A 12,257-nucleotide genomic window follows, 5' to 3' on the forward strand; every position below is an offset into this window, starting at 1 on the left:
GCCCGAATCCGCTATGTACAATATCATTCGATCTGCCCTACGGAAGCCGATTTCGATTGTCGTCGTTGTCGTGGGTATCCTTTTCTTTTCGGTTCTGTCGCTGCGAACCATCCCGGTTGATATCTTCCCGAACCTCGACCTGCCGACGATCTACGTTGTGCAGCCGTACGGGGGGATGGCGCCCGACCAAATGGACGGCTTCATCGCTACGCGGTACCAGGACCACTTTCTGTACGTATCCGGTATACGGGACGTAGAAGTCAAGACCATTCAGGGGCTTTCTCTGATCAAGCTTCAGTTTTATCCGGGAACGGACATGGCGCAGGCGGCCGCGGAGGTCGCCAACAACGTGTCCCGTGCCAAGGCGTATATGCCTGAGGGGACGGTACCGCCGCAGGTAGTCCGGTTCGACGCCAGCTCGGTACCGGTAGGTCAGCTGGTTTTTGAAAGCGCTACCCGTTCGCTGAACGAAATTCAGGATTATGCCTCGTCGCGGGTACGGCCGATGTTCTCCCGGATTGAAGGGGTATCGAGCCCGCCGCCTTTCGGAGGAAACCAGCGGACGATCGTCGTGCGTGTCGACCCGAAACTGGTCCGCAGCTATCAGCTGACACCGGAGGAAGTCATCAAGGCTATTGTGGCGAATAACCAGCCGTCGCCGGCAGGTAATATCCGTGTGGGAGACAAGGCGGTGATGACGCCTGTCAATTCCCTCGTCAAAAAGCCGGAAGACTTCCTGAATATTCCGATCCGGACCGGGCACGGGCCGACGGTTTTTGTCCGCGACATCGGAACGGTGGAAGACGGCGCCGATATTACCGTGAGCTATGCGCTGGTAAACGGTCGACGGGCGGTCTATATCCCCGTCGTCAAAAAATCCGACGCGTCTACGCTGGAAGTAGTAAGCAACCTGAAAAAGGCGCTTCCTGAAATCCAGAATGCGGTACCGGAAGATGTCAGGATTTCATACGAGTTTGACCAGTCTGTGTATGTCACCAACGCCCTCAAAAGCCTCGTAACGGAAGGTATCCTCGGTGCATTGCTGACCGGTTTGATGGTACTGCTCTTTTTGAGGGACTGGCGCAGCGTGATCATCGTGGTACTGACGATTCCGATTTCGGTACTTTCTGCGGTCATTCTGCTTCAGTTATTCGGACAGACGATCAATACCATGACGTTGTCCGGACTGGCGCTGGCGGTGGGGATTCTGGTCGACCAGGCCACGGTAACCATCGAAAACATCCACCAGCACCTGGAAATGGGGAAACCCAAAGCCCAGGCGATCTGGGAAGCGTGCAAGGAAATAGTCTTCCCGGAATTCCTGATTCTCCTCGCGATTCTGGCGGTATTTGCCCCGGCGTTTGTGATGACGGGAGTACCGAAGTCAATGTTTCTGCCGCTGTCGCTGTCAGTAGGTTTTGCGATGATCGCTTCCTTCCTGCTGTCTCAGACGCTGGTACCGGTATTGTCGAACTGGCTGCTGAAATCGCACCCGGAACACGAGGCGCCTACGCTGGCGCTCGACAGCGAGGAGATTCATGCCGTGGTTGATGAAGACGAACATCCGCATCAGCCGGAGGGAGGTTTTGAGCGCTTCAAGCACCGGTATACCCGTTTCCTCGAAAAGCTGGTAGCCCGCCGGAAGATGGTGGTATCGGTCTACCTCGTGGTGAGCGTGCTGATCATTGTTGCGGCTTTCCGGTTTATCGGGACAGATATTCTTCCGCATGCCAATAGTCACCAGTTTCAGCTTCGGTTACGGACGCCGGACGGTACCCGGGTAGAGCGGACGGAAACGGCAACGCTGAAAGTCCTCGATATTATCAAGGAGGCGGTTGGTCCGGAGAATCTGGAGATATCCTCGGCGTATGTCGGTACGGTACCGTCGAGCTACGGAACGTCCAACATCTTCGTCTTCAACTCCGGTCCGCACGAGGCCGTGATGCAGGTATCACTGAAGGAGGATTACCATGTGAAGATGGATAACCTGAAGGAAGAACTGCGTCGCCGGATAGCGGAAAAACTGCCTGATACCCGGATTTCCTTCGAACCGATGGAGCTCACCGACAAGATGATGAGCCAGGGATCGGCGACGCCCATTGAAGTGACGGTAGCGGCGAAAGATCTGAAGGAAGCCGGCCGTTTCGCCACCCTTATCAAAGACAAAATGCAGGCGCTGCCTTTCCTCCGGGATGTGCAGATCGCTCAGCCGTTGAAGTATCCGGTACTGCGGGTGACGATGGACCGTGAGCGGGCGGGCCAGCTCGGCGTGACGTCCACGCAGGTAGCCCGATCGATGGTAGCGGCGACGTCTTCCAGCCGGTTTACAGACAAAAACCTCTGGCTTGACGATGCCAAAGGACTGGCCTATCAGGTTCAGGTACAGATTCCGGAATACCTCATGACCTCGGCAGACGACATCGGGAATATTCCGTTGCGGCCGGGTGAAATGCGGCCAGTATTGTCGGATGTTGCTCATTTCTCGGAAGAATATGCGCCGGGAGAGTATGATCGTGCCGGTCCGAACCGCCTCGTTACCATCAACGCCAACCTCCATAATACCGATCTGGGTACGGCGCAAAAGGCTGTTGAACAGGTTATTAAAGAAGCGGGGACACCTCCCCGCGGCGTGATCGTCGAAATGCGCGGACAAACCCGGCTCCTGGCCGATACGCTGGGCGGGCTTCAAACCGGCCTGATTGTCGCAATTGTCATCATCTACCTGCTGCTGAGCGCGAACTACCAGTCGCTGAAGCTGTCGCTCGTGATTCTGTCTGCCGTACCTGCGGTAGTAGCCGGTTCGCTGATGCTGCTGCTGGCCTGCGGGGCGACGCTCAACCTGCAATCCTACATGGGTCTGATCATGTCGGTAGGGGTGTCGGTTGCGAATGCGATTCTGATGGTGACAAACGCGGAGAACCTGCGGTTGTCGCTCGGAAAAGCGAGAAAAGCCGTACTCCTAGCGGCCGGCAGCCGGATTCGCCCGATCCTGATGACGAGTATCGCTATGGTGGCCGGTATGCTCCCCATGGCCTCCGGCCTGGGCGAGGGAGGCGACCAGATTTCCCCGCTGGGGCAGGCGGTCATCGGCGGGCTGATCTTCTCGACGCTCGCGGCGCTGCTCATCCTGCCCTGCGTCTTTGCCTGGGTACAGGAGAAGGCTTCGCTGCAATCCGTCTCCCTCGATCCCGAAGATCCCGAAAGCAACTATTACACCAAACGAACTGTATTGGAAGAAGCATGAAACGGTCCCTTTCCCTTCACTGGCTGATGGTACCGGCTCTGGCCGGGCTGAATGCCTGCACGACGGCTGTGAGTGAACAACAGCCCAAGAAAGAAGCCGCCGCCCCGCAAGTGGAGGTCGCGGAAATCCAGGCGCTCCAGCCCAGCCGCGAGGTTTCGCTGCCGGGGGAACTACTGCCCTGGAACAAAGTCAATCTGTTTGCCAAAGTGAAAGGCTTTGCGCGGGCGGTGAAAGTAGACCGCGGCTCCTTTGTCCGCAAAGGTCAGGTACTGATCGAGCTGGATGCGCCGGAAGTACTTTCAGAAGTCAACCAGGCGCAGGCGCAGGTACAGGCCCAGCAGGCCAACCTGATCCAGCAGCAGGCGAAGTACAGAGCCAGCCGGCTGACCTACCGTCGCCTGGTGGAAACGAACCGGATGGAAGGCGCTGTGTCGGCGAATGAAATCGACCAGGCGCTTTCGCGGATGGATTCCGACAGCGCGCTCGTTGTCGTCGCCAGAGAAAGTGTCGAAGCGGCCCGCGCCAACCTCCGCACCCGGCAGGATCTGAAACAATACCTCACGATTACGGCGCCGTTTGACGGCATGATCGTCGACCGGAATATCAGCCCCGGCGCGCTCGTCGGACCGGGTGACGGCAACCTGCCGTTGCTGGTATTGCAGGATAACCGGACGCTCCGTCTGACGGTGGCGATTCCGGAAGTATATGCCAATCAGTTGTCGGGAAAAAGTACGGTGGGCTTTACGGTCAATGCCATTCCGGAGAAGGTCTTTCACGGAAAATTCTCACGCAGCGCCCAGAGCCTGATCGAAGCAAAACGCTCGATGATGGCGGAATTTGACATCGACAACCGTTCCGGCGAACTCAAAGCCGGCATGTATGCCCAGGTGACGCTGCCGGTAGAACGTACACAGAAAACGCTGTTTGTACCGAAGAGCGCTGTGGTGACGTCGAGCGAAAAAGTATTCGTCATCAAAGTAAACGGCGACAAGGCTCAGTGGGTACCCGTTGAAACCGGCAATCCCGCAGACAGCCTGATGGAAGTATTCGGCGATGTGAAAGCCGGTGAAATCCTCGTAAAGAAGGCCTCCGAAGAAATCCGGGACGGCCAGACCATCCAACGCAAAAAGTAAAAGCTATGAAAGGCCGCATCCTCTTTCTGATTGCCGCCTGCCTGGCCGGGTGTTCGCCCCGGCAGACATTGACGCTCATTCCATCTGACTCACGTGATAGCGGACCGGAGGGCCATTACCGTTCGGTCGACGTAAAAATGAATCCCTATCAGGTTAAGCTGGTGACGGTTTCCGGTAAAAAGGAAACCCGGCCTGCCAATGAAGTCTGGGGCTACAAAGACGCCAAAGGACACCGTTACCGGCTTTACCGGGGAGTCATTTACGAAGTATTGCAGGAGAAGCAGGTCACGATCTACCGGGAAAGTTCTTTCGGTGAGGTATGGCGGAACAACTACTACTACAGCCTGACGCCGGAAGGAGAGTTGTTTTACCTCAACCGGAAGAACCTCGGTATCAGTTTCGCCGGCAATGCCTGTGTGCAGAAGCTACTGGAAGAAATGCCCTCGCGAAGCTGGCTGGAAGTGACCGGTAGCGGTAACTACCGGCTGGTGGATGCGTGTGAGGGATGCGGGAAGTGAGGGTATAGGCGCCTGATCCCGGAGGGGTCTAATGCTATTGACCCGGGGCGGAGTCCCGGGATTACACATAGCCCCGGGCATTTGCCCGAGGCTATTCGCGTTCGACCCCTTTGGGGGCAGTGAGACGTCTGCGCATTACCTGCAAAACCCGTCATACTCTATATCCAACTTAAAAAACGTCTGCTTCAGCGTTGTATCGGACTGGACAAAAGGCCAGCCCACGGCCGGGTTCGGCGTGGCCCGGAAGGCATAACGTTTACCGAGCTCGAGGCGGTTGGACGCTACTTTCCGTACCTCGCGGGTCATCGTGATCAGGTCGACCCAGGTATTGGTTCCCGAAAATTTATACTGTACAAACAGCTGCGCGGGAAGCAGGTTTTCGTCTACCTGCTTGCCGGCGGGGCATTTGATGTTCAGTTCGACGGATACCTTCGGCGGCGGCGTCGTGAATTTGATGGTGGCGACGATGGTTTTGCCGTCGCACAAGTCCACCGGGTCAGATTGATAGATGGGCGTCGTGCGGTCGCCGCCATAATAATCATTGGCTTTGAATACCTGCAGGCGTACCGTCCGCCGGATCATCCCGGAAAAATTGCGGGACGCGCCGTTATTAAGGTTGAGGAAGGTCTCGTAAACAACCTGTCCGGTGGTAGCGTCAATCAGTCGACCGTAATAGTTGATATCCACCCCCGAAATATCCGTATTGAATTTGAACGTCGGTCCGTTTTCGCAAATTGGCTGGGTGTCGGCAAGCGCATAAAAGCTGAGCGTTGCTACCTGCGTGCTGAACGACAGCTTTCCCTGGCTGTTTTTCTGAAGTTTCTGGTCGGCCAGTTGCTCCCAGCGCTTCTGAACCGGATCATACCCCCAGAACGGAATCAATTCCCCTTCTTTCAGGAATGTTCCGTCGGGATGGCGCATGCCGTCCGGGATGACGACCGTCAGCGGAAGCGGCGACCCCGCACCGGTCAGGATCTGTCCGTTCGTCGTAAAGGCCTCTAACTGGACGAACGCATATCCCTGAAAGAGAAAAGGAGACAGCTTATTATTGTTGCGGTCTACCGCATTGTAAATCGACTGGGTATACCCCGGCAGGAAACTCGTCGCCATCCCTCCTGTAAATGTATACAGCGAAATACGGGTTTCGCCGGAAGCGGCGGCGTTGTCGGCTGCCCGCAGCGCCGTCCCCTTCGGTAGCTGGCAGCGGGCGCTGACAGAACCGGTGGTGCTGAGCGTCAGGTCGTCAGACGATTTCACGTCCTCCTGTACGGCGGTCACCCCCGCGGGCAGGTCGGTCGGACTGAAAAGCGGAATCCACTGGCCGATTTTTCCGTCATTGGTCAGCGTGTAGTTCGACAGCCTGCTGTAGTACCCCGGCGCATCGGAAAGAACGGAGACCGTCACCGGATCATTCGCCGTCGGAAGCGCATTCGGATCGACGGCCAGCCCAAGCAGGCCTTCCTGGCTGGGCTTGATAAGCGTGCCGCCGGTCAGGTTGCGGATACGTCCGGCATCCGGGCCTACGAGCTTGATCGTCAGTCCTTTCGGGGATTTTTCTTTCGACGCCTGGTTGGCGTTGTAGTACTGGAGGGCGACAGTCGCCTTGGTCAGCGGATCTTTGAACTGAAAAACGACGTCTTTGAACGGGTTTTCACAGGCAAAAAACCACACGCCGAGGACGATAAGAATGGCTGGGAAGAGTTTTTTCATCGGTCAGATCGTTTGGCGGAACATCTGGCTGCCGAAATATACGGAAGAGGCGGGGGATTGGAGGTGAGAAAAGATTTATACCGGAGGCGATTTGAACAAATGATAAATTCCTGACGGACAGTCATATCGATTTCAGACAAATTTATCTGCGGAATTTAACAGACGCCCGAGAGCGGAAAGACGACTAGTCACACGAGCAGTAAATCCGGTCTACATAACTCTTATTGCCGTTTAAATTGAGGTAGTAGCAGCCGCCTTTCGGGCCCGTAAACAGGGTATGGCCGTTGTATATGCCGCATTGCCACTCGTCGGGCTCATACACCGTCTGGCTAGCGGAGGTGGCTTTGGCAGAGTAGGAAATTTTGACCGTTGCCCGTGGGCTGCCGCTCTGACTGACGGCGATCGACCGGTCGTTTTTCCGAAGCTCAGCCCAGACAGAGCCTGCTACTTTCTCGTTCCGGACCATAAACTCCAGTTTGTTGCACTGGTTGTTGGACAGGAGCAATTTATACGGAAGGGAGGTGCGGATAATACTGTCGGGTTTGCAGTTGGCGTCGGTGAAATAGATCGAAACCTGATGGGACGTGCCCGTTACCGTAAATTCGAATAAGTCACCGTCGGTTTTGGTAATAATCTCTTTCCCGCTGTCACAAGAGAGGAAGAAAACGGCGACGGTAAACAGGACACACGCAGCCGCATAGGTAGAGAGTCGATTCATAATGATGGACAGGATAATGGGTTTTCGGACTGGAGCAGACGCGCGATCCTCTGCTCACGGAAGGCCGAAGCTAGCGGAAAACAGGAGCGGCCGTCAACTGTATAATAGGGGGTTGGCAGGAAAGGTTATCGGCAGACGGAGCGCGGAGAAATAATTACGAGAGAGTAAACAGAATAACGCCCGGCTACAGAAGACTGACAGGCAGTCTTCCATAGTCGGACGTTACGTTTTCAAAAACCCGGTCAAAGGCGGCCGGACCGGGTGATTATCTGACTAAAAAATCGAAATAATCCGGCTACTTGAACGAAATGAAAGCGAAAGCATAATTGAGCTGTATCGCGATAATCACACTGATACTCAAATAAGGGCTGATGAAGCATAACAGGGCTCCGAATAAATAGAGCGATTGGGCAATCAGGATCCGTCGTTTGATCGGCTCGTAAACAATATCCCGGGTGTCTTCGGCGATAAAGCCATGCTTATACGCATAATTCCAGCTGATATACAGGCCCATTCCCATAAAAAAGATATTGAGCCAATACAAAAAGATGGAGAACTTATATTCGATATGGCTGCCCAGGAAAGACGTTGAAAAAGGCAGCGTGGAGACGAACAACAGCAGGAACAAATTGATCCAGGTCAGGTTCCGGTCGCTTTTTTCAATGTTCCGGAACTGCGCTGACTGGCCGGCCCAGAAAATTCCGGCTGTCATAAAACTCAGAAAATACACCAGGAACTTCGGCACCAGGGTAAGAAAAGCCTGTATCAGTTTTTCTTCGGTAACATCCCCCTCAATCTCCGGTACTTCTATTTCGAGCACGAGCAGCGTCATTGCGACGCCAAATACCGCGTCGCTGATCGCATTGATACGCTCCGAACTCTGACCAGCCAGTTGGTTATAGGTAGTCTTCATGTGTGGATTTCCGTTAGAAATTTACCCGTACAAAGGGGCCGATGTTGAAATGGGTTTGGGTATGATCGTGCTCTTCTTCGGTTTCGGCTTCCAGGCCGACACCGAAACCTATTTTCTCATTGTATTGCGCGCCAAGTTTTAACTGCTGGGTACTGAAGGCATGTCCGTGCTGATAGTTGACGGCCGTCCGGGCTTCAAGCCGGGAGACAAAACGCCATTTCTCGGTTATTTTCGGGAGGTACCCGAGTACAAGGAGCAGTTGCGCGTCGGGATCGCTCGTCACGGCCGACGAAACATTGGCATATACCAGCCATTCTTCGTTTTCTTTCAGGTATTGCAAACCCAGTCGGGCGCTGAACGGATAGTGTGAAGAAGCATATGTACCGGCGACAATCCCGAAGTGATTTTTAACCGTGTAGGAGAAGAAATTGTAGTTTACGAAAGACGGGTGGTTTCGGTCGTATTCCGTCAGGTGCAGCTCGCTCCGTGAGATGATATTCCACTTTCCTTTTTGGTCGATCGGTTCCAGGAAAAAGAACTCGGAAGTAAGGCCCCTGTGGCCCGCCAGTACGTCCACGTATACCTGCGATTGCGCCCGCACCGCCGTTTTGGCGGCAACACACAGGAAGAGAAACGTCAGTAATTTTCTGATCATAAGGATATGGTTAGGTGATGGGTAAAGGATACCAGCCCGCCGGAAAGCGGAAGGAAAGGGAATAGAATAGTTTTCGGGGTATTGGGCCTTGCGGGCAGTTTCGGTGGAATCGGTAAAGGGGCTGAACCTGTGTTTAGGTAAGGTGCTATAGGTATTTCTGGGCGGTGTATAAACGGGTTTGCAAGTATACCTGACCCAACAGAAAGACATGGGTGATAGTTTTGTCAATCTTGGGTGTTTTTCTTGTCAATTAGGCTTAGTTGAGATGTATTTGATATGAAAGAATGCTTATGTATTGTACTTTTTGAAAGAGTGTTAAGTGCGGAAGAGCGGAATCAGGTCCGGTTTTCCGTACATTGAAAAGGACCAATACGGATCATAAAATGTCGGATCCAATGAAAAGAAAAGGATCATTGATGGGCTTCGACTACTTATTTACAAGGAGAATATATGCCTCAAACCCCGAATGCAGAGAATAGCACCCGATTTGATGGTTTTCGATGACGGTGTCACAAAAAAATCAATTTTTTTATTAAATATTTTATACGTTATTAGCCTCAATTCCAATGCACGAAGACAGACAAGTTCTGTAAATTCAGTTGAACCTATAGAAAAATGGCTTTCCGTGATCTAGTGGGGTCTGGTTGCTGCAAATCTGACCTGTATGACGCGTACCCGGTCAGGCCTTCGCTTTGTTTCAAAGAAGGAAACAAAACAGCCTTATTTCAATTGCCTGTGCAGGGCCGCATATGGCTTCGTCTGTTTTTTATTTTGATATGGATCTCTCCGTGTCGGTCGATAGGCCAGATCAGCGGAAAGGTATCCTATTGGACAGGTTCGGACCGGGCGGCGCCGGGCGCAGGCTCCCAGCGAATTGCCGCATACGTACGGTCACAGACCGGTGACTACGAACTAATTGCACAGACAACGAGCCACCCGTCCGGTAGTTATGTCCTGGATGTTCCGGAAGGCCAATACGTGAAACTGGTTTTCGGAAACGAATCCGGAAAATGGCAAAGCAGCGGACGTACGCCAGCCGTTCGTTTCGTGAAAAGCCCTGCCACGGACGTAAACTGGGCCTGGTATTTGCCGGAACATTACGTATCACCGCAATCGTTTCTGGTGTCTGCTGTTTACATCAATGGCAGTGGCAACGACAGTCCGTCGGCATTGACAGCCCTGTCCATGGCAGATACCGCTGTTATTAAGCTGGCTACCTCAAGTCAGGTGGGATCGCTATGGGGAGTGGCTTACAATCCGGTCACCCGGCATTTGTATACTGCTGCGCTGGCCAAACGACACGTTGGCTATGGTCCTTTGGGAACCGGAGGAATTTATCGCACCGATTGGCCTGCCCGCCATACAACCGGCTGGCTGAATCTCAAAACGCTTGGTGTGCCAACCGGCGAGGATCACCACGAAGGATTAAGACGGGCCGTCGACAGCAGCAGCATCGATGGCAAATTCATGGCAGACGTAGGCCGCCTAAGCTTGGGAGGAATGGATATCTCGCCGGACGGCCGGTTTCTCTATGTCATGAATCTGCAGGATCAAACCCTGTACGCCGTCAAACTTCCCGCGGATACGGCAGCAAGACCTCTTGCGACCGACCTTACGTCATTTAAGATTCCCACAGCCGGATGCGCCGGAGGGACGAGCCGGCCCTTTGCCGTAAAGGCTGAGGGTAATTACGTATATGTAGGAACGGTATGTGATGCCGGGCACTCCCAATCAGTCTCCGATTTAAAGGCGATCGTATATGCGCTGAACCCGGTGACGAAGAGATTTCAGGAAGTTTTTGCTACGCCGCTGAATTACCCCAGAGGCACTTCGCCAGCTGATTCGGTAGTGAAAAGCTGGAATCCGTGGACGGACGATTTTACCAAAGCGTTACACAGCGAATTGCCTTCTACGGCCACCAGACCTCAACCGATTCTGTCTTCGATCGCTTTTGATCCGCAGGGAGCGATGATATTGGGTTTTATGGATCGGTTTGGTCACCAGTCGGGTACCGGCCAGCCTGATCCGTCAGGGAAGGCGAGCTATACGGCTGTCGCGTCCGGCGATATTCTCCGCGTATTTCCGCGCAGACCCGGCAGCCTCAACGCCCGCTTTATGCTGGAAAACAATGCGGCTGCCGGCGATTTTTCGACCGAAGGGAAAGACAATGCCCAGGGACCTAAAGGAGGAGAATTTTTCTTCCAGGACGATTTTGTGTTCTATGACGGACGCCACAGCAGGCGCGTCATCCACCAGGAAACCGGCGCCGGCGGGGTATTGGCGTTGCCGTCGACCGGAGAGATCCTGATGACAGCCCACGAACCGACCCGAGAGTTCAATTCGGGTGGAATTAAGTCGTTTTTCAATCAGGATGGTAAGACCAGTCGTGCCTGGCTGCTTTATGGGAACGCACAGCCGGGGACTTTCGGCAAGGCAAACGGGGTGGGGGGACTGGCGTTGATTACCGGCCAGGCGCCGGTAGCGGCCGGCAACCGCGTGTGGTCTGACACCAATCGCGACGGCATCCAGGATCCTGACGAGCCCTCTCTTGCCGGAATACGCCTCGAATTGTACGAGGCCGGATCCAGAATAGCGACCACACGTTCAGATGCAGACGGAATGTATCTTTTTGACGAGAAGAATGTACGGGGCGGGCTCAAGCCGGAGACGGCCTACGAGATACGCATTCGCCTGGACGAACAAAAGCTGAGACCGACCCTTGTGAAGCAAAAAGGGGACAGCGAAACCGATAGCGACGCCGGAATGGTGGACAATTATGCGGTGATCGCCTTCCGGACAGGCGCTGCCGGCGTGAACAGACATGACCTTGATTTTGGGTTCTTACCCGAAAAAGGAAAATCCATGGCAGAATCGGAGGCGGGAAAACTGATGGTCTATCCCAATCCGGCAGTAAGTCACGTGGAAGTGAAAGCAAAGGCGAACGGAAAGACAGCAACGCTACGGATTCTTGACGCGTCTGGCAGACCGCTGCAAACCCAACAGCTTGAGGCAAAGGGAGGTAGTTACAAAACCGGACTGAATTTGACAGGTCTCAGCGCCGGCAGCTATGTCGTAAGCCTGGACGAGGGCGGGACAGTCAGAAGTACCGTCGTGGTGAAACGATCCGAATAACCGGGGTTCAGATGGGCAAGACTGACAAGAAAACAGGTAGTGGAATCCGGGGCGGCTGCACGGGTACCGCTGAATCTGGCATATGCGTACCGGTTCTTGAAAACGGGAGACGATGTCATTCCTGATATCACCATACCATGATCCGTCTTCAGTCAAAAAGCGGCCGATCGGGATTTTAGAAAGTTTGCCGATTGCCTCCAGGGCTTCCCGGGAGCGAAAAAAATACAACAAAAG

The 12,257-nt window shown here is 54.1% G+C and carries 8 protein-coding genes; 4 read left to right on the plus strand and 4 right to left on the minus strand.

Features of this window, described 5'->3' with window-relative positions; genetic code table 11:
* Positions 1-13 precede the first annotated feature (13 nt).
* From BLR09_RS17170 to BLR09_RS17180, 3 genes are read left to right on the plus strand one after another with little or no spacing between them, the layout of a single operon-like run.
* Positions 14-3,244 (plus strand): efflux RND transporter permease subunit, encoded by a 3,231-nt coding sequence (locus tag BLR09_RS17170; RefSeq protein ID WP_093204956.1) that lies wholly within the window; start codon positions 14-16, stop codon positions 3,242-3,244.
* A complete protein-coding gene (locus BLR09_RS17175) occupies positions 3,241-4,377 on the plus strand; it encodes an efflux RND transporter periplasmic adaptor subunit (RefSeq protein WP_093204957.1) in 1,137 nt (378 codons plus the stop codon). The genes BLR09_RS17170 and BLR09_RS17175 overlap by 4 nt, the downstream gene beginning before the upstream one ends.
* Before the next feature lie 5 nt (positions 4,378-4,382).
* Entirely contained in the window at positions 4,383-4,895 is a 513-nt protein-coding gene (locus BLR09_RS17180; protein ID WP_093204960.1) for a hypothetical protein, read from the plus strand.
* A 135-nt stretch (positions 4,896-5,030) separates the two neighbouring features.
* Here BLR09_RS17180 and BLR09_RS17185 read toward each other — a convergent pair whose 3' ends face one another.
* From BLR09_RS17185 to BLR09_RS17200, 4 genes are all read right to left on the minus strand, one after another.
* Complete coding sequence (locus BLR09_RS17185) at positions 5,031-6,605, minus strand: PQQ-dependent sugar dehydrogenase family protein (protein ID WP_093204962.1); 1,575 nt, start codon at positions 6,603-6,605, stop codon at positions 5,031-5,033.
* A gap of 184 nt (positions 6,606-6,789) precedes the next feature.
* Complete coding sequence (locus BLR09_RS17190; RefSeq protein WP_093204964.1) at positions 6,790-7,323, minus strand: hypothetical protein; 534 nt, start codon at positions 7,321-7,323, stop codon at positions 6,790-6,792.
* Between the two features lie 295 nt (positions 7,324-7,618).
* Complete coding sequence (locus BLR09_RS17195) at positions 7,619-8,236, minus strand: TMEM175 family protein (RefSeq protein ID WP_093204967.1); 618 nt, start codon at positions 8,234-8,236, stop codon at positions 7,619-7,621.
* Between the two features lie 13 nt (positions 8,237-8,249).
* Complete coding sequence (locus tag BLR09_RS17200) at positions 8,250-8,891, minus strand: hypothetical protein (protein WP_093204973.1); 642 nt, start codon at positions 8,889-8,891, stop codon at positions 8,250-8,252.
* 771 nt (positions 8,892-9,662) lie between these two features.
* Between BLR09_RS17200 and BLR09_RS17205 the strand changes: the two genes are divergently transcribed.
* The gene (locus tag BLR09_RS17205) at positions 9,663-12,023 is read left to right on the plus strand and encodes an SdrD B-like domain-containing protein (protein WP_176785589.1); all 2,361 of its coding nucleotides are present in this window, start codon (positions 9,663-9,665) and stop codon (positions 12,021-12,023) included.
* Positions 12,024-12,257: the final 234 nt, after the last annotated feature.

Origin of the sequence: Siphonobacter aquaeclarae (assembly GCF_900103285.1) — a bacterium.
Taxonomy (GTDB): domain Bacteria; phylum Bacteroidota; class Bacteroidia; order Cytophagales; family Spirosomataceae; genus Siphonobacter; species Siphonobacter aquaeclarae.

Excerpts from the sequence above, each read along its gene's own strand:
- BLR09_RS17185 (WP_093204962.1), bottom strand. The coding sequence starts at position 6,605 with ATGAAAAAACTCTTCCCAGCCATTCTTATCGTCCTCGGCGTGTGGTTT.
- BLR09_RS17170 (WP_093204956.1), top strand. The coding sequence starts at position 14 with ATGTACAATATCATTCGATCTGCCCTACGGAAGCCGATTTCGATTGTC.
- BLR09_RS17195 (WP_093204967.1), bottom strand. The coding sequence starts at position 8,236 with ATGAAGACTACCTATAACCAACTGGCTGGTCAGAGTTCGGAGCGTATC.
- BLR09_RS17200 (WP_093204973.1), bottom strand. The coding sequence starts at position 8,891 with ATGATCAGAAAATTACTGACGTTTCTCTTCCTGTGTGTTGCCGCCAAA.
- BLR09_RS17175 (WP_093204957.1), top strand. The coding sequence starts at position 3,241 with ATGAAACGGTCCCTTTCCCTTCACTGGCTGATGGTACCGGCTCTGGCC.
- BLR09_RS17190 (WP_093204964.1), bottom strand. The coding sequence starts at position 7,323 with ATGAATCGACTCTCTACCTATGCGGCTGCGTGTGTCCTGTTTACCGTC.
- BLR09_RS17180 (WP_093204960.1), top strand. The coding sequence starts at position 4,383 with ATGAAAGGCCGCATCCTCTTTCTGATTGCCGCCTGCCTGGCCGGGTGT.